Source organism: Bradyrhizobium sp. AUGA SZCCT0431, assembly GCF_018131065.1.
In the GTDB taxonomy this organism is placed as follows: Bacteria; Pseudomonadota; Alphaproteobacteria; order Rhizobiales; family Xanthobacteraceae; genus Bradyrhizobium.
In genome coordinates, this window is sequence record NZ_JAFCLR010000027.1 from 84,901 (window position 1) to 104,762 (window position 19,862).

Annotated in this window: 19 protein-coding genes; 13 read left to right on the forward strand and 6 right to left on the reverse strand. The window is 59.7% G+C overall.

Annotation, left to right across the window (positions count from 1 at the left end; all coding sequences use genetic code 11):
- Positions 1-147 precede the first annotated feature (147 nt).
- From JQ567_RS24695 to JQ567_RS24710, 4 genes are all read left to right on the forward strand, one after another.
- The gene (locus JQ567_RS24695; RefSeq protein ID WP_212441206.1) at positions 148-477 is read left to right on the forward strand and encodes a hypothetical protein; all 330 of its coding nucleotides are present in this window, start codon (positions 148-150) and stop codon (positions 475-477) included.
- Positions 477-2,585: a methyl-accepting chemotaxis protein gene (locus JQ567_RS24700; protein WP_212441207.1), complete on the forward strand. Its 2,109-nt coding sequence runs from the start codon at positions 477-479 to the stop codon at positions 2,583-2,585. Before JQ567_RS24695 ends, JQ567_RS24700 begins: the two co-directional genes overlap by 1 nt.
- On the forward strand, positions 2,585-2,989 hold the full coding sequence (locus JQ567_RS24705; RefSeq protein WP_212441208.1) for a hypothetical protein: 405 nt from the start codon (positions 2,585-2,587) through the stop codon (positions 2,987-2,989). Before JQ567_RS24700 ends, JQ567_RS24705 begins: the two co-directional genes overlap by 1 nt.
- A gap of 197 nt (positions 2,990-3,186) precedes the next feature.
- A complete protein-coding gene (locus JQ567_RS24710) occupies positions 3,187-3,708 on the forward strand; it encodes a DUF1993 family protein (RefSeq protein ID WP_212441209.1) in 522 nt (173 codons plus the stop codon).
- A 12-nt stretch (positions 3,709-3,720) separates the two neighbouring features.
- Here the strand turns inward: JQ567_RS24710 and JQ567_RS24715 are convergent, their stop codons facing one another.
- Both JQ567_RS24715 and JQ567_RS24720 read right to left on the reverse strand, forming a co-directional pair.
- Positions 3,721-4,236 carry an MAPEG family protein gene (locus JQ567_RS24715; protein WP_212441210.1) on the reverse strand — a complete coding sequence of 172 codons (516 nt, stop codon included), beginning with the start codon at positions 4,234-4,236 and terminating at the stop codon, positions 3,721-3,723.
- Positions 4,237-4,279: 43 nt separating this feature from the next.
- Entirely contained in the window at positions 4,280-4,693 is a 414-nt protein-coding gene (locus JQ567_RS24720) for a hypothetical protein (protein WP_212441211.1), read from the reverse strand.
- Between the two features lie 164 nt (positions 4,694-4,857).
- Between JQ567_RS24720 and JQ567_RS24725 the strand changes: the two genes are divergently transcribed.
- From JQ567_RS24725 to JQ567_RS24735, 3 genes are all read left to right on the forward strand, one after another.
- Positions 4,858-5,577: a TetR/AcrR family transcriptional regulator gene (locus JQ567_RS24725; RefSeq protein ID WP_212441212.1), complete on the forward strand. Its 720-nt coding sequence runs from the start codon at positions 4,858-4,860 to the stop codon at positions 5,575-5,577.
- A gap of 230 nt (positions 5,578-5,807) precedes the next feature.
- Complete coding sequence (locus JQ567_RS24730; protein WP_212441213.1) at positions 5,808-7,412, forward strand: Do family serine endopeptidase; 1,605 nt, start codon at positions 5,808-5,810, stop codon at positions 7,410-7,412.
- Positions 7,413-7,814: 402 nt separating this feature from the next.
- Entirely contained in the window at positions 7,815-8,495 is a 681-nt protein-coding gene (locus tag JQ567_RS24735; RefSeq protein ID WP_212441214.1) for a response regulator transcription factor, read from the forward strand.
- Between the two features lie 115 nt (positions 8,496-8,610).
- Here JQ567_RS24735 and JQ567_RS24740 read toward each other — a convergent pair whose 3' ends face one another.
- Together JQ567_RS24740 and JQ567_RS24745 are read right to left on the reverse strand one after the other, a co-directional pair.
- Positions 8,611-8,847, reverse strand: a complete 237-nt coding sequence (locus JQ567_RS24740; RefSeq protein ID WP_212441215.1) for a helix-turn-helix domain-containing protein — start codon at positions 8,845-8,847, stop codon at positions 8,611-8,613.
- Positions 8,848-9,432: 585 nt separating this feature from the next.
- Positions 9,433-9,870, reverse strand: a complete 438-nt coding sequence (locus tag JQ567_RS24745) for a hypothetical protein (protein ID WP_212441216.1) — start codon at positions 9,868-9,870, stop codon at positions 9,433-9,435.
- On the opposite strand from JQ567_RS24745, the gene JQ567_RS24750 reads away from it, so the two are divergent.
- On the forward strand, positions 9,869-12,973 hold the full coding sequence (locus JQ567_RS24750) for a DEAD/DEAH box helicase (protein ID WP_212441217.1): 3,105 nt from the start codon (positions 9,869-9,871) through the stop codon (positions 12,971-12,973). The genes JQ567_RS24745 and JQ567_RS24750 overlap by 2 nt on opposite strands.
- Before the next feature lie 184 nt (positions 12,974-13,157).
- Here the strand turns inward: JQ567_RS24750 and JQ567_RS24755 are convergent, their stop codons facing one another.
- Complete coding sequence (locus JQ567_RS24755) at positions 13,158-13,844, reverse strand: DUF6064 family protein (RefSeq protein ID WP_212441218.1); 687 nt, start codon at positions 13,842-13,844, stop codon at positions 13,158-13,160.
- A complete protein-coding gene (locus JQ567_RS24760; protein WP_212441219.1) occupies positions 13,844-14,761 on the reverse strand; it encodes an aldo/keto reductase in 918 nt (305 codons plus the stop codon). The genes JQ567_RS24755 and JQ567_RS24760 overlap by 1 nt, the downstream gene beginning before the upstream one ends.
- 757 nt (positions 14,762-15,518) lie before the next feature.
- Between JQ567_RS24760 and JQ567_RS24765 the strand changes: the two genes are divergently transcribed.
- The 5 genes from JQ567_RS24765 (at position 15,519) to JQ567_RS24785 (ending at position 18,983) form a co-directional block, all read left to right on the forward strand.
- The gene (locus JQ567_RS24765) at positions 15,519-16,229 is read left to right on the forward strand and encodes a Crp/Fnr family transcriptional regulator (RefSeq protein ID WP_212441220.1); all 711 of its coding nucleotides are present in this window, start codon (positions 15,519-15,521) and stop codon (positions 16,227-16,229) included.
- Between the two features lie 655 nt (positions 16,230-16,884).
- Positions 16,885-17,127, forward strand: coding sequence for a hypothetical protein (locus JQ567_RS24770; protein WP_212441221.1), 243 nt, complete (start codon positions 16,885-16,887; stop codon positions 17,125-17,127).
- 233 nt (positions 17,128-17,360) lie between these two features.
- Positions 17,361-18,005: a DNA-directed RNA polymerase subunit alpha C-terminal domain-containing protein gene (locus tag JQ567_RS38915; RefSeq protein WP_212441222.1), complete on the forward strand. Its 645-nt coding sequence runs from the start codon at positions 17,361-17,363 to the stop codon at positions 18,003-18,005.
- Positions 18,006-18,073: 68 nt separating this feature from the next.
- A complete protein-coding gene (locus tag JQ567_RS24780; protein ID WP_212441223.1) occupies positions 18,074-18,376 on the forward strand; it encodes a hypothetical protein in 303 nt (100 codons plus the stop codon).
- A gap of 427 nt (positions 18,377-18,803) precedes the next feature.
- A complete protein-coding gene (locus JQ567_RS24785) occupies positions 18,804-18,983 on the forward strand; it encodes a hypothetical protein (protein ID WP_212441224.1) in 180 nt (59 codons plus the stop codon).
- Positions 18,984-19,862: the final 879 nt, after the last annotated feature.

The following is a 19,862-nucleotide window of genomic DNA, read 5'->3' on the forward strand; positions in this document are numbered from 1 at the left end:
CACGTTCGCGTGCTTACGTCGGCACGCAATTGCGACCACAATTACCTCCACCCGCCGATGGCGGGAGTGAACCAATCCCGTCGCGCGTGCCGCCTCTGTTTGATGCGCGGACGTTCGGAACCGCTGTTCTGATCCTGGGTTCGAGTGTTGAAGTTCGTCGCCGCATTGCGACGCCTTCTTTCCCGTATCGCCAGAGACTTTGAAAAATTTGTAGTTGCACGGCGTGAATCACTCGCCAGATTGCAATTTTTGCATTTTCTTTCGCAGCTGCGTGCGCTTTTTTGTAACGCGCCCCCACCGTTCGGTGAAATTTTGCTTAACGGCATTCCAATTATTTTCGTTAACGATACGCCTTGCGCTTCGATGCACCCGGGAAAGGACATGCAGACGACGACGGAATTTTCGTCGCGAACGGGCAAGTCTGATTTCAAACCCCACGGCGTCGGATTTGAGCATAAATTTGGAGATATCCATTAATGCCATTCATTTCAGGACTTCGCATCCGCGGTCGCCTTATCGCTGGCTTTGCGGCCGTTTGCGCGATCATCGCCACGGCTGTCGGATACACGGTATTTGCCGTCGGCGGGGTCTCCACGATCGTCGATCGCATGGTGAACCTGCGCACCCCGGTGGCCCTCGAAAGCACCGAGATGGTTGGCAATCTTTATTCCACATTGGCGACGTTGCGCGGCTACCTGTTGACGGGCAACCCGCAGGGCAAGCTCGATCGCATGGCGATGTGGAAGGAACTGGACAGCACCGTCGCCGCCTTCGACAACAAGGCTGTGCATTTCACCAACCCCGAGAACAAACGCAAATGGTCCGAGACCAAGGCATTGCTCGCGGAGTTTCGCGCTGCCCAGGACAAGGCCGAAGCCATCGCCTTCACCACCGACGCGCTGCCGGCGACCAAGGTCCTGCTGACTGAAGCGGGTCCTCGTGCCGAGACCATATTCTCGGAGATCACCAGGATGATCAACGAGGAGGACACCCTGGAGGCAACGCCCGAACGGAAGAAATTGCTCAAGGCGATGGCCGATACGCGCGGCAATTTCGCGGCCGCCACGGCCCAGCTTCGCACCTATCTGTTGTCGGGTGACAAAAGCGACAAGGAGAAATTCGTCAAGCCTTGGGAACTGTTCGAAAAGGGCTTTGCCGCCGTCAGTGCCCAAAAAGGCCTTTTGAGCGCCGGTCAGCTGGCTTCGTTCGACAAGATCAGCAAGGCGCGAGCGGAATTTGCACCGCTTTACGAGAAGATCTTCGGGATCCGGGAGTCCGCGCATTGGAACGTGCCCGTCGCAATTCTCGTCACGGAGGCGGCGCCCCGCGCGCTCAAGATTCTCGATTTGCTTGACGGACCCAAGGGCGCTGACGGTACCCGCTCAGGAGGCATCAAGACCAACCAGAAGAAGATGCTCGCCGAAGAGGCGTCCGCGGTACAGGCGAGCATGGCATTCCTGACGGCGGCGCTGTGGGGGCTGCTCGCGGTGGGCCTTGGCGCCGGGGCGATCATTGCACTTTTCACGGCACGCTCGATCGCGACGCCGATCCAGGTGATCACGGGAACGATGGGAAAGCTTGCGACCGGTGATACATCGGTGATCGTGGCAGGGGTTGAACGCACCGACGAGATTGGCCAAATGGCGGGCGCGGTGCAGGTCTTCAAGGACAACATGATCGAGGCCGACCGGCTGCGCTCCGAGCAGGCGGAAGCGGAGAAGCGAGCCGTCGAGCAGCGCAAGGCCGACATGTACAAGCTTGCCGACCAGTTCGAGAATGCAGTCGGCGAGATCATCGAGACGGTGTCGTCGTCGTCGACCGAACTGGAAGCTGCGGCCAATACGCTGACCAGGACCGCGGAGCATACCCAGGAGCTTTCCACCATGGTCGCCGCCGCCTCCGAGGAAGCATCGGCGAACGTTCAATCGGTGGCGTCCGCCAGCGAAGAGATGGCCTCGTCGGTCCACGAGATCAGCCGCCAGGTGCAGGAAGCCGCCAGGATTGCCGGCGATGCCGTCGAACAGGCGCAAACAACCAACGACCGCGTCCATGCGTTGTCCCAGGCTGCAACCCGGATCGGTGATGTCGTCGAACTGATCAATACCATTGCCGGACAGACCAATTTGCTCGCCCTGAACGCCACCATCGAAGCGGCGCGCGCCGGAGAGGCGGGACGCGGCTTTGCGGTGGTCGCATCCGAGGTCAAGGCGCTCGCCGAGCAAACGGCGAAAGCGACCGGCGAGATCAGTCACCAGATTGCCGGCATTCAGGCGGCGACGCAGGACTCCGTGGCAGCGATCAAGGAGATCAGCGGAACGATTGGCCGGATCTCGGAGATCTCGTCGACCATTGCATCCGCGGTCGAAGAGCAGGGTGCGGCGACCCAGGAGATCTCCCGCAACGTTCAGCAGGCGGCGCAGGGCACCACGCAGGTGGCTTCGAATATCACCGACGTGCAACGCGGCGCCAACGAAACCGGCTCTGCCTCATCGCAGGTGCTGGCGTCGGCGCAATCGCTCTCCCTCGAAAGCAACCGCCTCAGGCTGGAGGTCGGTAATTTCCTCAATACAGTGCGGGCGGCGTGATGACCCGTTCGACCCCGAGGGCGGACAATCAGAATATTCTCCGCATGGAAGTGAAGGGAAGGATGCTGCCATCTGCAACTCAATCGTTGGATAGCTCAGCCAACATTACTGACACATCTGCCCATGCCAATGGGACCGACACCGATCCTTTCAAGGAAGCAAAAGCTGAGATTGCCCGGACCGAGAGTACGTGCGAGACGCTACGCCAGGGCATCGATACAATGCAGCGAGGACTGGAGAAACTTGCGGGCATCGTTGGAGGCCTCAAGGATTGTGAGGCGCGTGAAAAGCTTCTGCATCAGTTGGACTCAATGAACAAGTTGCTGTCACTGCGACTGGATCAGCTCAGCAGCATAGACCGTTTGCTGCAGGTCGCACTTGATCGCGCCCGCCGTCCAGAATAGCGCGGGGAGCCTCAGTCCGTCTCGATGACGTGGGTATCGACGGCACAAGCTGAACTCGAGAAGGACGCCTGCCGGGAGCGCCTGATTGCGGCGAAAACCGCGCCGGAAAGCCGGCCTTGGGCATCCTCCGATTGCAAGCGGGGCAGTTTCCGCTAAAACCTCTGGGTAACCAAGAAAATCGCCCAGGGGAAACCGACATGGCTCTTTCGCTCTACGACGCCAGCGTGGCGAACTATCTGCAAACCCTCGGCGCTGTCAGCGGATTCCTCGACCGCGCGCTGAGCCATTTTGAAGAGAACAACATCGATCCGGAAGCGATCGTCGAGACGCGGCTGGCTGCTGACATGCTGCCGTTCCGCTTCCAGATCATTTCCGTCGTCCAGCATTCCCGCGGCGCCATCGAGGGCGTGCAGCAGGGCCTCTTCAATCCGCCGTCGTTCAAGACCCCGTTCAACTTCGCAGGATTGCAGGCGCACGTGACGCAGGCCCGCGAGGCCTTGTCGGCGCTAACCCCGGAGGCGGTCAATGCGCTCGGCGGCAAGGACGTCATCTTCGCGCTCGGCGATCGCAAATTGCCGTTCACGGCGGAGGGCTTCCTGATGTCGTTCTCGCTGCCGAATTTCTATTTCCACGCCACCACCGCTTACGACATCCTGCGCACCAACGGTGTTCCCCTGGGCAAGCGGGATTTCATGGGCCGCTTGAAGTTGAAGACCTGAGGCTGCGTCGGTCTATCCCCACAGGGTCTTCCAGAGCGCCGTGCCGAGAATGCCGACATTGAGGTAGATCGTCGACGACATGCCGAAGGCGCGATACAGCGGGTGGATCCGGTATCCGACCCAGAACGCAAATCGCATGACGAAGAACACGATGGCGGCGGCGGCAATGACCTTGGTCTGCTCTGCCGTCAGGGTAACGCTGAGGGCGAGCGTGCCCGCCAGGAACAGCACGTATTGCTGAAGCGTGTTGTCGAGCACCCGGCCGTTGATCTCGGTCGCGGCGTCTTCCTTGTGCAGCGTCGGATCGATGGCTTCACTGAGAAACCGGTTGTTGCCGACGGTAATGATGCCGACCAGCAGCGGGATCGCCGCAAACGCGTTGGCCTTCAGGGTAAAGGCTAATCGGCCGGCAATATCGGTGAGGGCTGCGGTATCCGGCCAAAGCCGGTAGATGCCGGCAACCGCCAGCACCATGGTCAAAACACCGCTCGCGGCTCCAATCGCAACGGTCTTCTGTTCGCGGGTCACAGTCTAGCTCCATCGTTTTCAAATAGATGCGAAATGGTCTCGCTCAGGCCCGGGCGGGAGCGGTGATTGGGGCTGCCGCGGTGCCGGCGGCAAGCATTTGCAGCAGGACGAACAGCCCGTGCAGCGCCGTCGTCACATAGCCGACGACCAGCATGTCCGCGGCGATGAAGAGTTGCCAGAACACCAGATTGGAGGTGCCGAGCAGGACGTGGATGGCCACGGCGGTGAGATGCCAGGCGCGCGATGGTTCGGCGCGCCACATCTGGATGCCCATCAGGAACGCCAGCCCGTGCGCTTCGATGAAGCCGAGACCGGAATAGGGCGCGGCCGCGACGATCTTGGCGACGGGTCCGCTTGCGAAAAAGATGCCGAGCACGTCGCTGCAGAAGCCGCCGGCCGAAGCGGCAAGCAGGAAGAGGGCGTTGATGCGAAGCAGCGATTGCCGTGATGCGGTCATCGTGATCTCCGTTTGCTGGCAAGTATCGCGGGCGGCGGCGCCTCGGCGCGCTTGCGTAACGACGGCGATGAGTATAGTGAGCACTATACATCAAGTAAAGTAGGCACTATACAAAAAGATAGTGATCACTATACTCTCCTGGAAAAGCGAGAATTCTCAAGGTCATGGATCAAAAACCGGCTCAAAAACCCCGCCTGTCGCTGGCCGATCTCGAACGCGAGACCGAAAAATTCCTCACACCGGCCACGGCCAAGGAGAAGGCGATCATTGACGCCGCGGTCGCCCTGATCGGCGAGCGCGGAGTCGACGGCGCGACGACAGCCGAAATCGCGCGGCGTGCAGGGGTCACCGAGAAGACGATGTTTCGCTACTTCCCCTCAAAGAACGATCTGGTCCGGCGCGTGCTGTTTCCGATCATGCTGCAGCGGGGCCTGACGCGGCAGTGGGAGACGCGCGAAAAGCAGATCAAGGCGATGGCCCCGAGCCTGAAGGACTGGTTCATCGCGGCCGCCAGCGAGGAGATGGCGATGGTGGTCAAGAACCCGGGAATCGCCCGCACCGTCACCGCGGAGATGATTCAGAACGACGACATCAGGGGCGCGATGGGCGAGCTGTGGCAGCGGCATATCTGGGAACCCATGCTCGAAAGCCTGGAGAATCTGCGCGCCGACGGCAGGCTCCGCGAGGACGTCGATGTCGAGGTGCTGGCGCGCGCCGTGCACTGCCTGCATGTCGGGTATTTCCTGACGCGCTGCGTCTTTGCCCCCGACCGCAAATGGGACGACGCCAGCGAAATCGAGAAGATGGCGGATATCCTGGCCAATGGCGCGAGCAGCAAATCCGGGAACAAGTCCAGAAAATCCAGTAAATCCAGGGGCGGTTAGCAGCGCGATTTGCAGCAAATGAGGGAGGCCGCAATACCCCTCAAAACGCCACTTTCGGCCGGCGCTAAGCCCTTGGATTGCCTGCGCTAAACTGCCGCAGCCATAACCGCCTCCATTACAAAAGTTTAATTCCCTCGCCAGCGCGCGGTAAGGCGCCAGACCCCATCTTCCGTCCTGTCAGGTGCCCAGCCCCCCGCACCGTCGAATTCTGGATCTGGAGATTTCCAACAATGACTGAACGTCCCGTCGATCTGTCCTCGCTTCCGTCCTATGGCGCCCCGCGCCGCACGTTGTTCTCGGCGCGCAAATTCGCGCTGATGGCGTCCGTCGTCGCCGGCCTCGGCGCCGCGGTTTATGGTTTCAGCCCTTCGTCGGGCCCGGTCGATGTGTTCACCAGCGCGGCGCACGCGCAGGTCAACAACGAAGTCCGCAAGGTTGAGCGGCCGATCGGCTTTGCCGACATTGTCGAGCGCGTGAAGCCGTCGGTGATTTCGGTCAAGATCAACATCGCCGAGAAGGTTGCCAGCAAGGACAAGGACGACAGCGCCAACCGGGACGACGACTCGCCGTTCCAGCCGGGCTCGCCGATGGAGCGCTTCTTCCGCCGCTTCGGCGGACCGGATGGTTTGCCGCCCGGCCTGCGCGGTGGACCGCGTGGCGGCCGTGGCCCGGTGACCGGCCAGGGCTCGGGCTTCTTCATCTCGCCTGACGGTTATGCCGTGACCAACAATCACGTCGTCGACGGCGCCGACAAGGTCGAAGTCACGATGGACGACGGCAAGAGCTACACCGCCAAGGTGATCGGCACCGATCCGCGCACCGACCTCGCGCTGATCAAGGTCGCTGGCCGCACCGACTTCCCGTTCGCAAAACTGTCCGACTCCAAGCCGCGGATCGGCGACTGGGTGCTCGCGGTCGGTAATCCGTTCGGCCTCGGCGGCACCGTGACCGCCGGCATCGTCTCGGCTTCCGGCCGCGACATCGGCAACGGTCCGTATGACGATTTCATCCAGATCGACGCGCCCGTGAACAAGGGCAACTCGGGTGGGCCGGCATTCGATACCGCCGGCGAGGTGATGGGCGTCAACACCGCGATCTATTCGCCGTCCGGCGGCAGCGTCGGCATCGCGTTCTCGATTCCCGCCTCCACGGTAAAAAGCGTGGTCGCCCAGCTCAAGGACAAGGGCTCGGTCAGCCGCGGCTGGATCGGCGTCCAGATCCAGCCGGTGACTTCGGATATCGCCGACAGCCTCGGCCTGAAAAAGGCGGAAGGCGCGCTGGTGGCGGAACCGCAGGCCAATGGTCCGGCGGCCAAGGCCGGCATCGAATCCGGCGACGTCATCACCGCGGTCAACGGCGAGACGGTCAAGGATGCGCGCGAACTCGCCCGCACCATCGGCGGATTGGCGCCGGGAGCCGCGGTTAAGCTCAACGTGCTGCACAAGGGCCAGGACAAGGTCGTCAACCTCACGCTCGGCCAGTTGCCGAACACGACCGAGGCCAAGGCCAGCATCGACGACGGCGACAAGGCCAAGCCGAACAAGGGAACCGACGTGCCGAAGCTCGGCATGACGGTTGCCCCCGCCAACAGCGTGGCCGGCGCCGGCAAGGAAGGCGTCGTGGTCACCGAGGTCGACCCGAAGAGTGCGGCGGCCGAGCGCGGCTTCAAGGAAGGCGATGTGATCCTGGAAGTGGCCGGCAAGAGCGTCGCTACCGCTGGCGAAGTGCGTGATGCGATCAACGCGGCGCGCACCGACAACAAGAGCAGCGTTCTCATGCGCGTGAAGAGCGGCGGTTCGTCGCGGTTCGTGGCAGTGCCCGTAGCGAAGGGTTAAATACGAGATGGAGGGTTTCGCCGGCAACAGTCGCCCCCGCCGACGGCTCCTTCCGGGGAGCGGGTGCAAAACTCGCTCCCTCCAGCTACCTTTCGATGGAATACGCCCCCCTCTGTCGGAAGGGAAAAGGGCGGCGGGGTCCCCCAGCCTCGCCGCCCGCTTTTTTTGGCCAGAGCGTTTTCGAGCAAAAGCCTGCCCCGCACTTGATGCGGGGTGGATACCGGTTTGCGTGAAGAAAACGCGTCAAAACAAGAATCCAGAGCTTCGGGCAACCGAAGCTCTTCAAACACAAATAATTGCGCGGGTTCCCCGTTGCCTTGCATCGGCATGCGCCACGCGCCATGGTGAGAAAAGGCCCACAACGTGAGCACAACCGCTTCTCAGACCGCAACCGCCTCCCAAATGCGCCTGTTGATCATCGAAGACGACCGCGAGTCCGCCGACTATCTGGTGAAGGCGTTCCGCGAAGTCGGTTATATCGCCGATCTCGCCAGCGATGGCGAGGAAGGGCTGTCGCTCGCCGACAGCGGGGATTACGACGTGCTGGTGGTCGACCGCATGCTGCCGAAGCGCGACGGCCTGTCGCTGATCGGCGCTCTGCGCGAAAAGGGCAACCGCACGCCGGTCTTGATCCTCTCCGCGCTCGGCCAGGTCGATGACCGCATCAAGGGCCTGCGCGCCGGCGGTGACGATTATCTGCCAAAGCCCTATTCATTCGCCGAGCTGCTGGCGCGTGTCGAAGTGCTGTCGCGCCGCCATGGCGGTCCCGCCGAGGAGACCACCTACAAGGTCGGCGATCTCGAACTCGACCGCCTGTCGCATCGCGTCGCCCGCGGCAAGGATGAGCTGACGCTGCAGCCGCGCGAGTTCCGCCTGCTCGAATATCTGATGAAGCATGCAGGGCAGGTGGTGACGCGCACCATGCTCTTGGAAAACGTCTGGGATTATCATTTCGATCCGCAGACCAACGTCATCGACGTGCATATCTCGCGGCTGCGCTCCAAGATCGACAAGGGTTTTGAGCGGCCCTTGCTGCATACGATCCGCGGCGCCGGATACATGATCCGTGATGGGATCAGATAAGGCACTATAATTGTTGTATCTTTTTGAAAATCATTGTTTTGGATTGCCAATTATTTACCGCTTCTCTCAACCGTCGGTCGGCTTCGCAGCACCCTCCGAAAAGCAAAAGCCCCGCCTAAGCGGGGCTTTCTTCAATCGGCTTGCCGGCGTCCGGCAGCATTTTGAGCCAGTCTCTCAAATCGTCTGGCAGGATGACCGTACGCCTCCCGTGCTTCTTGGCCTTGAGATCACCGCCGCTGATCGCCTCGCGAATGGAGGTCAGCCCGATCCCCGTGAGCGCGCTTGCCTCCTCAGGTGACACCGAGAGCCGTTCCGAGAGCGGTACCTTTCCCTTCTGCCCGAACTCGTTCATCAGATAAGCCCCTATCGAATGTGGCCAAGACGATGTGATTAATTTCGTCGCCCTTGTCCTCGATCTGCGATTCCGGCACAGGCGGCAATCTCACGCGCCTTCCTTGGCGTAAGCTTGGTACGGCCAATAAGGAGCGCATCGGAAAACGTGATCATCCCTCACATGATGCAATTGGCCGTGGCGAAGCAAAATGGTCGTCCAACATGCGTGGTACAATTGGATACCAAAGCGAATGAAAGGAGAGGTTCCCTTTTTCCAATTCTTTCGCCCTCACTCAGCGCAACGGCTGCGACGAATTTCTCGAGCCTCGGGCGAAGTCCCTCACCACTGTGAAGGTGATCAGCTATTGATATCGTAAACGGTTCGCCCGGAGTCGAGCCTGCGAGCAGACCGCTATGAGCGGCAGAATGTCCGGCAAAAATCTCCCTTAGACCCTCAATGCATCGGGCGGCGCAATTTGTCGCTGACACGTGGGGCAACGTGATGGAATCGGGCCCAAGCGAAATGTTGTGTAATGCTGAGGCAATGACGGGTCTTGGGTCACGAATGGCGTCGAAACGCCGGAGGCATCTGTGAGACGGTCGATCAGTACGGTGAAGCCGATACCCATTGCAAAGGCAGCGAGATCAACAGCCGCGCGGGCAATATCAAATGCTCGAATGTATAGGGAGTAAAATGCAAGACGGGATCGAATTTCGGCAGAGTGCAGATAAGTTCCACGGCCGATGCAACGATAGCTAGGTCGATGTCGACCTCAAGGCCTATGTTGGGATAATTCCAACTGACACGTGGATGATCGGCAGGATCAAGATTTACTGCGCCCGGATAAATCCAAGGAAGCGTAGAAAGTGGATAGCTAGTATTTTGTTGGCGATTCGCAGCAGCCAGGTTCTCGAATGACGATGGAAGTCTCGTGAAGAAAAGCAGGAAGGTAGGCGCCAGCGATGCGACCAGGAAAAGCGCGACCAAGAAAGGCAAAAAATTCTCGGGTTCGGCGATCTCTACGTCCTCGCCCCTCGGCATGTTGGCGCTCCATCTTCGCGAGCAGTGGAAAAAGTCCGGTCGTGACGGGTTAGTGTTTCTCGCTGAAGACGAGAACAGGGCCGAGCGGCTCGGCGACATCGTCCATGCACTTGATCCATCGCTCGATGTTCTCGTATTCCCTAGATTGAATACGTTGCCCTTCGATGGGCTGGAACCGTCGCGCGAGATCGCTGGCAGGCGGAGTTCGGTCTTGCGCCGTCTTGCCAGAAGAAAGAAGCCGATTCTGCTCGTCTCGACGGCAGAGGCGATCATGGAGCGGCTGCCCTTGCCGGCGAGTTGGTCGCGCATCAGCCTAAGCCTCAAGGTGCGAGCGTCGTATGCCGAGCAGGACCTCGAGGCACGCATTGAGGAATTGGGCTACGATCTCGACGAAGAGGCTGAATATCCGGGCGCCGCGCTCTTTCACGGCGCGACATTCGAGATCTTCCCGGCCGGTGCTCTCGGGCCGTACCGGATCGAGCATTCCGGCGGTGCGATCCGCAGAATTGTTGCCGTCGACCCGAATGAGCATGACGTCATATCCGATTTCAAGGAACTGATTATCGATCCGATGTCGGAACGCCTCGCGCTGGGCGGCGACCGGGCGCAGCGGGCTACCTTCCCGGACTATTACGATCGCGCTCGTTGGATCGCGGATGCAAATGTTCTGGCCCACGCTGACAGCTGGCTGAGTACGATCGAGGAGGCGGCCGGCCGCAGGGATTCGGAACGCGAGTATCTTGGGCGAGGGGACTGGAAGAAGCTGAAGAAGCGCATCAGTGTGCTTCCTGCTAAGACGGCGTTTGTGGCCACGCCCGACTTCTCGAAGGTTGCGGAGCCGAGGAAAGCGCTTCGCGCGTTCGTGGCCAGTGCGGAACGCGCCGGATCTCGTTTGCTCTTCGTCGCCGCGGTCGAAGACGATCTGCGCGCGATGGAGCGCATGAGTGGGATCAGGGCGGAGCGTTTCGCCAACTGGGACGAGGCGGCGGAGGCCAGAAGACGCGAGGGCGCGCTGTTGGCCGACTTCGACGCGGGCTTTTTCGCTCCCGGCAAAAAGCAGACCTTGGTTGTGACCGCGTCTGACGTGCTCGGTAGCCGTGCCCATCATCCGCAACCGATGGCCAAAGCCTGGACAGTCGCCTTCAATCACCCGGATATTCCCGAGCGCGGCGCGGCCGTCGTTCATCTCCAGCGGGGCTTGGCTTTACTGGATCGTTTGCAGACCCTCGACATGGGGAACGGTACAAACCGCGAGATGATCAGGCTCGAATTCGCCGGCGATGATGCTGCGCTTGTTCCGCCTGCCGATCTCGCCTTGATCTGGCCCTACGCTGTAGAGCCCGGTAAGCTCACGTTAGACAAGGCCGATGGCAGTTCGTGGTGGAACAGACGTGGCGAGGCCGAGCAGGAAATCGAAGCAGCGGCCAAACAGCTTGCGAAACATATCGCCCAACGACGGCGCCGGCGTGCTCCCAAGCTGGTCGCTCCGGGGGCGGCCTATGAAAGATTCGTCGCGCGCTTTCCGTATTTCACGACGGTTGATCAGGCCAAGGCGATCCGGGACGTGCTGGACGATCTGGCGGCTGGTCACCCGATGGACCGGGTGGTCTGTGGTGATGTCGGCTTCGGCAAGACTGAGGTCGCCTTGCGGGCGGCGGCGGCTGTCGCGCTGTCAGGAAAACAGGTCGCTGTTGCGGTTCCAACCACCGTCCTGGCTAGACAACATGTCGAGACGTTTCGCAAGCGGTTCGGCCCGCTCGGAATCGAAGTGGCGAATTTGTCGCGTGCTGCGTCGACGGTGGAGATAAGAGATACGAAAGAAAAACTCCGCCGAGCCAAACTGAAAGTCGTTATTGGCACACAAGCTCTCGGCTCGACTGACGTGAGGTTTGCCGACCTCGGCCTTGTCATCATCGATGAGGAGCAGCACTTTGGTGCGGCGGAGAAGGCGAAACTTTCGGGTCTTGCGAAGGGCGTTCATACTCTTTGGATGAGCGCCACGCCGATACCGCGCACGCTGGCGGCGGGTCTTGCAGGGTTCAGGGACCTGAGCGTTATTGCTACGCCACCAGTTCATCGGCTGCCTATCGTCACCAAGGTTGCTCCGCTATCGGACGCCGCGATCGTCGCGGCTTTGCTGCGTGAGCAAAGGCGCCACGGGCAGAGCTTCCTGATTTGCCCCCGTATCCAAGATTTGGAGCCGATGTTGGCAAGGATAAAATTGACTGCTCCGGACCTTCGCATCGTATGTCTTCATGGTCGGTTGCCAGCCGCAGATATCGACGATCGAATGATGAGCTTCGTCGAAGGTGAAGCGGACGTGCTCCTCGCGACCAATATCGTGGAGAGTGGCCTCGACATTCCGCGGGCGAACACCATCGTCATCTGCTGGCCGGAGAAGTTTGGTCTGTCGCAGCTTCATCAGCTAAGGGGCCGCGTCGGACGGGGCGGCACGCGTGCTTTCGCGTATTTGTTAAACGAGTCGAACTCCGAACAATCCGAGAAGCGTTTGGTTGTGCTGGAAGAGTTCAGCAAGCCCGGCGCCGGCTTTGCCATCAGCGAGCGTGATCTGGATCTCCGGGGCGCCGGAGACCTCTTCTCCGAACAGCAGTCTGGCCATCTGCAGGTATTCGGGCCGATGCTCTATAGCCATCTTCTCAAGCGGGCGTCGGAGAAGGACACCGACGGTGGCGCCGAGTTGTGGGTGCCTGATCTGAACCTGCCGATCGCCGACATGCTGCCCACGGGCTACGTACAGTCGGACGCTGTTCGCCTGGAAATCTATGGCCGTATTGCCAGATGCCGCACCGAGGATGATCTCGAGGATTTGGAGGACGAAACCGCACGTCGTTTCGGCAGGCTGCCGCCGGAAGCGCGCGACTTTTTCGCGGCCGCAAGGCTCAGGCTCGATTGCAAGCGGCGCGGCATTATGAGGCTCGACGTCGGCCCCGAGGCTGTTGCGGCGACGTTTCTCCCTGGTCGGCTTCGCAAGTCGAGAGCGAAGTCGCTGGAGCGCGAAGGCGATCGCGTGGTCTATATCGGCAATCGCAATGCGAAGCCGTTCGAACGAATAAGCGACTTCCTTGAGTTGCTGGACGAGTAGTTGGCTAGAGCCGTTCCATAACATTCGATGAGCGAATGGCCGCTGTTGGCGCGAAGCGGACGTTCCGACGAACGGCATTAAAGGCGTAGCCGCCGAGCCCGGCGGTGCCGACGAGTTCGCCGATCGTGGTGTTGCCCGAGCGCTTGCGGACGAGCTTGGCTTCGATCGTCGTCCTTTGTGTGCATCACGCGGTTGGAGGCGATCCGGGCTGACGGATGATCGCCCAGATACAGGCAGTAGCGGCGAGTGTCAGCGTGGCATGAAGAGCCCACGCTTGCGGCTCTCCCATCGTCTGAAGGGTTATTCCGCTCAAGAGGCACCAAAGAGCGGGGATTGGTAGGAGCAATGGCAAAAGCCTGCCGCGGGCGAGGAGCAGAAGGCCGAGCGTCGCGATCGCCGTCGGATCCGGCGCGATGCCAAAAACCTCGGACGAGGCCCAGCCACGTCCCTGTAGCGGCGCGAGCAACGGCTGTCCGGCGAGTGCGAAGGCAAGGATGAAATATCCGATGCAGCCGGCAAGCCCGCGCCGGTCGAAGGCGAGGCCGTCGAGCAAAGGCCCGCAGACGAGCAGCAGCACGCCTTCAACAGCGAAGGCCGGCGCGACATAGGCGGCAGCCCAGTTGATGTCAGCATACCGGTTCCAAAGGAAGGACCATCCGACGAAGATCCAAAGAATCGCGAGGAGGAGTGCGAGCCACCGTGCAGAGCTTCTCGGTCGCCACGCGATCAGCAGGATGATGATGAGGCCGGCGGCAAGCGCGAGCACGTGCAGAGGCCAGAGAGCCGCATTGTGCAATTCGAACATCCGCCAGTAGACGCGCGGCGAAAAGAGCAGGAAATCCTCCGGCCGGTAGGTCCACCACTCCGACATCAAAGAGCCATCACGTAGGCCGAGATGCGCTTCCGCATGGCCAGGTCCGGCATGGGTCCGGCGGCAGCCGAGAGGTTTTCGCGCACGTGGTCGACGCGGGTGGTCGCCGGAATCGCGACGGTGACGGCTGGATGGGAGAGGATGAACTTCAGGATGATCTGCGACCAGCTCGACGCGCCGAGTTCGGCCGCCCATTCGGGGAGTGGCTCACTCCTGAGCCGGTGGGTCAGCGCGCCCTGCCGGAACGGCCGGTTAACAATCACGGCAATGCCGCGCTCCGACGCCAACGGCAGCAGCCGCTCCTCTGCCTCGCGGTCGACGACGTTGTAGGAGAACTGCACAAAATCGATAGGCTCGTTCCGCATTATCTGTTCGAGAAGATCATGGCGGCGCCCTTCGGAAGTGGTGATTCCAACGTAACGCACCGCACCAGCCGCCTTCATCTCGAAAAGCGTTTTCAGATGCGCCTTCCAGGCAAGGAGATTGTGAACCTGAACGAGGTCGAACTTTGGCACTCCCCAGAAGCGACGCGATTGCTCGATCTGGGCCGGGCCTGCCGTTGCCGAGGACGTCCAGACCTTTTCAGCCGAGAATAGCGTGGAGGGTCGCCGGAGCTTTTGAAGGCCGTAGCCTATCACCGGCTGCGACGAGCCATACATGGGGGAGGAATCGATCATGCTGCCGCCCGCCTCGAAGAAGGCCGCCATGACGCTCGCGCATTCGTCCCGTAGCACCGCATCGCCGCCAACGTTGAAGGTAATCCAGGTCCCTAGCCCGACGATCGGCATGGCCTCGCGAGTCGAGGGTATCGGACGGCGGGCGGGCGAGCCTTCCTGGGCATGAAGGGAAATTGGCAAGAGGGCCGCAGCGGCGGTCGCCAAGGAGGCCCGTACGAACGTTCGGCGTGTCGTCCGCATCCGATGCTCCATCATCGTGGCGGCGAAATTTCCCGTGCAAATGCGCAGGGTGATTAGGAACACTCCTGCCGGCTTTCGCGCATGAGGACCCGCGCCGGCCACAGCGTAGCACGTTCTCGAGGGCACCTGACATAATCGGTATTCCGCTTAGGATCAAAAAGCCGAAATCGGGCGAAAGTCCGGTGTTGGCGCAAAGCGGCCAGTCGCCCAGACAAGGTCCGGAAATTGCAATCGCGTCGTTCTGACCAGCCGCCGGTCACTTCCAATCTACCCCGATGGAAGGACATTCTCAGAGCCGGTCGGCATATCTCAATAGGTGCCAAGGGCCTCCGTTCAGTAAGTTCGACTTACAGCAGGTTTGAGACGTGCCGACCAGGCGGACGATGTCCGGTCTCAGGGGAAGATCGGAAGTCGCCGGTCCTTTGTCAAAGTGACGCGTTTGACCCACAACGGACGTCGCGCAAATTAGAGGGCCCACTTTGCTGAGCGGACGTCTGCGGATAACCGCTATGATACAAGGCGGAGATGCTTGTCGCATGGTCAAATGGGCGAAGCACGTCGCCGGACTCTCGGAAGGCCGCCGCAATGACTGACATCAGCGAAGCCGAGCGGCTTGCCCTCATGAGGGAGTTCCGCCCGCCCCCGAGCGGGCTCCCTCTATTCTTGTGACCCGCCCCATTTGGCTCCATTTTGCCGTTCTATTTGAAATGGTGGTGGCGTATAATAGCTGCGCTGCGCACCTTCCACGGGCCACGACATGGCAATTGAGCGCACCAAGAACTCGTTTGACCCTCTGGCGTTTCTCGCCAAAGTTGGGACGGGAAAAACGATATCGGTTTATCGCAAGGATCAGATCATCTTCTCTCAAGGAGAAGTCGCCGATACGATTTTTTACCTTCAGAAGGGCGGCGTCAAAATTGTCGTGCTATCTGACCAAGGCAAGGAAGCGGTCGTCGGTATTTTAGAACCCGGCCAATTCTTCGGCGAAGGGTGTATGAATGGCCACTCGCTACGGATCGCAACGAGCACGGCGACGGAAGAAAGCCTGATCACCTCGATATCAAAGTCTGCAATGATTGCGGTCCTGCATGACGAACCGAAATTTTCGGAGCTATTTGTAGCTTATCTATTGACCCGAAACAGCCGGGTTGAAGACGATTTGATCGACCAACTATTTAATTCGAATGAGAAACGACTTGCGCGGCTGCTGCTTCTGCTCGCGAAATTCGGCAAGGAAGGCAGCCCAACACCTATCAGCCCAAATATCAGTCAGGAAACCTTAGCCGAAATGATCGGCACGACGCGATCTCGCGTAAGTTTCTTCATGAACAAATTCCGCAAGCTGGGCTTGATCAGTTACAACGGAAAAATAGAGGTTCACAATTCGTTGTTGGATGCGGTCCTGCGTGAAAAGCCCCAACTACAAAGGGATGGGGAAGCAGATACCCCTGAGAAACGCGGCGCGTGACCCCGCTACGCGGGCTCTTTCCGGCCCGGCCCAACTGCGAAGTCTCTGCGAGACTTTTTCAAAAATGAGCGTTGGCTGGCGGCTTATACCCGCACACTACAGTCTATCGGGGTGGCGGCTGAGAATGTCTGTTTGTCGGGGAAGACCGGAAGTGGCCGGTAGACAGCCAAAACGGCGCTTTTCGCCGGCTGAGAAGTTCGCAGAATGTGTTGCAGCGATCGGTTGAACTCGCCACCCAACTCGGACATTGCTATGCATAGCCCTAGACACGAAGTTTCGCCTCGACGATGGTCTTGCGGGGCTGGCCGTGGACGCGACCACACGTCACCTGTCATCCTCCGGATGAACCCAAACGTATGGCGTGATTTCGCGCTCCGTCGTCAGCTTGATCATGTGGACCGGCGGCTTATAGCGACGTGTTCCGCAGGATCGGCATCGGACCGACCCTCAAGTTTCCAGACCGGCGTATCGCGCGAGCAGCGGATGGCATCAAGCGGGATGCTCCGGGAACGCTGGTGCGTCTTTCCACCGCGGGAAACGAATCCTGAGGCCCGGTAGCTGGCAAGGATTGGATGTTGCAGCGCGTTGTCTATTGCTGTCGCGGCCTCTCAGGGACAGTCTGCCCAATTGGGGGCCGCGACGAGGGGAGAGCAGCATGAGCAAACCAGGTCTCGACGGACGTCACCGCAACAAGGATGGCGAAATCAGCGGCAAGCACGGCAACACCCTTGTCCGCACGCTGCGTAAAGTTTACGGGCAGGGTTTTGCGGCCGGGTATCCGGAAACCGCGAAACTGAGTGAGGTAATGTTTCATCTCAATGAGACTTCGCTAAGCCAACTCCGCCGCGATCACGAGACGGACCACTTGGAGCACAAGATTGCTCAGGCATCGAAATGAAGGGCCTCGCTGTCGAGCTCGGGCGAAGAAATGACCCCGGTGGTCGGAAGCCCTCCATTGACGCCGGAGGAAGACGAGCACCTTCGAAAGCTAGCGTTGACGGGCATAAGTGTCGCCGCGATGGCAAAGCAGATGCACCGCAGCATGGCAGCGGTCCGCAACCACGACGCCCGGTTGAAGATAGTGGTGGCCAAGTCGCGTAATCAGCGGTTAGGGCTGAAGGCGAAGGGGAGATGAAACAGGTTGGTGCCAGACACGATATCATTCGGGAGTGGCGCTCACTTCCGAAGGAACAGCGACAAACGGACAAGCAGGCCGAAGCGTTCGCGATGCAGATAAAAGACAAATACAAATTCTCTAACGACAGCGCAAACCCATATCAAACCGTCAGGGGTTGGCTGCTGAGTTACCTATCGCTTACCCGCGGGCTTGGAGTGAATGCCAAAGACAAAGGGGAAATGCCCGACGACGAGAAAAGCACCGATCCTGGCCTGTCTGCTGCTGAGCGAAAAGCTCTCAGGGTGCGGGAGGCGCAAGAGGCGATCGCCGACCATGAAGAAGCCCAGACAGCATTCCATGAAAATCAGGAGCGCCTCCGCAAAGAACGCCTGGTTCGAGAGGCGACCGAGGGTCCGATGCTCGCTCCCACTCCAGAACTGCCGGACGATACGCCGATCGAACGCGTATTGTTTTCCACCAGGATCCAGAACGCTCTCCGAGCAACCTACCTGAAAACCGTTGGCGAGGTGCGCGAGATATCGGACGAGACACTGATCAGCCTTCCGGATTTTGGAAAGGGCTCGCTCTCTGATCTCCGTAAGAAATTGGGACTGCCGTCGACCGACGGGGTTAGACCCTTGGGCAAAAAGCCCGCCTGATTTGCTGATTTGACAATTCCCCGCCGGGTAGTTTTGCGCGGTGCCCGCCATGGCAGTTGGAGAGTGCGATGCATAAGGCCACGACCTTCGAACACGGCGGCAAGGTCTACGAAGTTCGCGCGATCCCGACGTTAAACGGTTGGAAGGTTCGCATTTTCGTCGAGGGCATCCCGGCAAATGGCTTCACTTATTCAGTCGATTCCGAAGTCTATCAAGATGCTGCGATCGACGGAGTGCCGGAAGATTTGGTGGCCGGGCTGATGGAAACAGCGGAGCGTGATTTTCGGCGCGGCCTTGCCCAGGAATTGGTGGCCGCCGAAGAGGTTACCGACGACGATATCGCGGCGGAAAACGATAAATTCAAACCATGAGATCACCCCCTGGCGCTCTTGCGAGATCCAGAAGCGGCCAGCTGACGCCGCGAATACCACCGGACGCGCAGTAGCCAAGCCCTCACGAGCGGCTTTCGCAGGTGCAGCATTGCCGTCGACCGCAGGTTGCGGTTGGTCGGTTTGATTGTTGTCGGACGACCGGCTTAAACCGGCGCGCCGTAGGCGCATATTCCCGAGATGTCCGAATACCGACCCGCTTTCGTGGCGCGAAAAGGTAATCCCGGATTTGGCTGGGTGGTCGATGTTCTTTGGCCCGGTGGCGAGACGGAAGTAGTCAAGGGTTGCCTACGCCATTTCTTGGCGGACTTCATCATCTGTATGTGCGAGCTTGATTTCCGACAGGCACACGTATTTGTGCAATTAGCGCGGTGTGGTAAAAACTAATCAGACAATTGCTGGGGCGCGCATGACCATTTCAATGAACATGGTGCCAGAAAAAATGATCGAAGAATGCAAGCGCCACGTTGATGAGTGTGCGGCACTGCTGGAGCGAACTTCTGTTCCGGAGTATCGCGAAGCCATAATTGCCATGGCTAAAGCATGGATGAAAATCGCAGAGCGAGCGAAGATCAAAGCAAGTCGTTGACTAGCTTCGGTGTGCCAAGGTCAAGCAACCGCTCTCGCGCGGGCGTGTGCAAGCCCAAATGAAACCGCTCGAGGGACGGCGCGTTGCTATTGAAATTTGATGTGTCAAAAGCCGGGCTCAAGAACAGGAGCCGACATGGCTAAAAAGGCGAAGAAGAAAGTTGTAAGACGCGAATGGACTAAGAATGACGTTCGCGAATTGAAATCGCTAGCAAAGCAGAAAACCGGCGTTAAAAAAGATCGCTAAGGCGTTGAAGCGCACGCCGGGTGCAACAGGCGTGAAAGCTGCGAAGCTTGGCGTATCGCTCGATACGCGAGGGTAACTGAAGGCAAAGGTCGCGATAATTAGCAAGTGGTCTGCCACATTTGAATTGAACGGCTTTCTTTTTGATTTTCCGGAACGAACCACCGTATGCTCAGTTGTCTTATGTACCCGACCATTAAGGAGACGTGATGACAAACAGAGCGATCCCAACAAGCATGGTCAGCAGAATCGACAGGGCGATAAGTCCGCTAAGTCCGGCCAGAAACCGAATCAGACGCCTGGCCAACAGACGCAAAATCCAAACCAGGGCGGCCAGCAGAGTGGCGGCCAACAAAGAGGTCCGCAACGCTAACGGAAACGAACTGCTCGCTTCGACGAGCAGTTTTGTTTAGCAAAGTTCTTCCGGCTCCCAATCCGCCTTCTTCGACACCTCCCATTCTTAGGCGACGATGCCCTTCGGTCCATGCCCTCAGAGGAGGTAGCTATGGAACATCAATTTTTCATTCGCCAGCAAAACCTTAAGCTCTATCGCAGTCTCGTGAACCTCCTCCGAAAGAGTGGACACCTGTAGTAGGCTGCGAGAGCCAGGAGGTGTCATATGGAAGGACGTCCACG

What these genes read in the sequence shown, in the direction of transcription:
- JQ567_RS24730 (WP_212441213.1), top strand. Translation starts at nt 5,808, where the DNA reads ATGACTGAACGTCCCGTCGATCTGTCCTCGCTTCCGTCCTATGGCGCC.
- JQ567_RS24780 (WP_212441223.1), top strand. Translation starts at nt 18,074, where the DNA reads ATGCATAAGGCCACGACCTTCGAACACGGCGGCAAGGTCTACGAAGTT.
- JQ567_RS38915 (WP_212441222.1), top strand. Translation starts at nt 17,361, where the DNA reads ATGAAACAGGTTGGTGCCAGACACGATATCATTCGGGAGTGGCGCTCA.
- JQ567_RS24750 (WP_212441217.1), top strand. Translation starts at nt 9,869, where the DNA reads ATGTTGGCGCTCCATCTTCGCGAGCAGTGGAAAAAGTCCGGTCGTGAC.
- JQ567_RS24725 (WP_212441212.1), top strand. Translation starts at nt 4,858, where the DNA reads ATGGATCAAAAACCGGCTCAAAAACCCCGCCTGTCGCTGGCCGATCTC.
- JQ567_RS24705 (WP_212441208.1), top strand. Translation starts at nt 2,585, where the DNA reads ATGACCCGTTCGACCCCGAGGGCGGACAATCAGAATATTCTCCGCATG.
- JQ567_RS24740 (WP_212441215.1), bottom strand. Translation starts at nt 8,847, where the DNA reads ATGAACGAGTTCGGGCAGAAGGGAAAGGTACCGCTCTCGGAACGGCTC.
- JQ567_RS24735 (WP_212441214.1), top strand. Translation starts at nt 7,815, where the DNA reads ATGCGCCTGTTGATCATCGAAGACGACCGCGAGTCCGCCGACTATCTG.
- JQ567_RS24710 (WP_212441209.1), top strand. Translation starts at nt 3,187, where the DNA reads ATGGCTCTTTCGCTCTACGACGCCAGCGTGGCGAACTATCTGCAAACC.
- JQ567_RS24720 (WP_212441211.1), bottom strand. Translation starts at nt 4,693, where the DNA reads ATGACCGCATCACGGCAATCGCTGCTTCGCATCAACGCCCTCTTCCTG.
- JQ567_RS24770 (WP_212441221.1), top strand. Translation starts at nt 16,885, where the DNA reads ATGAGCAAACCAGGTCTCGACGGACGTCACCGCAACAAGGATGGCGAA.
- JQ567_RS24765 (WP_212441220.1), top strand. Translation starts at nt 15,519, where the DNA reads ATGGCAATTGAGCGCACCAAGAACTCGTTTGACCCTCTGGCGTTTCTC.
- JQ567_RS24785 (WP_212441224.1), top strand. Translation starts at nt 18,804, where the DNA reads ATGACCATTTCAATGAACATGGTGCCAGAAAAAATGATCGAAGAATGC.
- JQ567_RS24760 (WP_212441219.1), bottom strand. Translation starts at nt 14,761, where the DNA reads ATGCGGACGACACGCCGAACGTTCGTACGGGCCTCCTTGGCGACCGCC.
- JQ567_RS24700 (WP_212441207.1), top strand. Translation starts at nt 477, where the DNA reads ATGCCATTCATTTCAGGACTTCGCATCCGCGGTCGCCTTATCGCTGGC.
- JQ567_RS24755 (WP_212441218.1), bottom strand. Translation starts at nt 13,844, where the DNA reads ATGTCGGAGTGGTGGACCTACCGGCCGGAGGATTTCCTGCTCTTTTCG.
- JQ567_RS24745 (WP_212441216.1), bottom strand. Translation starts at nt 9,870, where the DNA reads ATGCCGAGGGGCGAGGACGTAGAGATCGCCGAACCCGAGAATTTTTTG.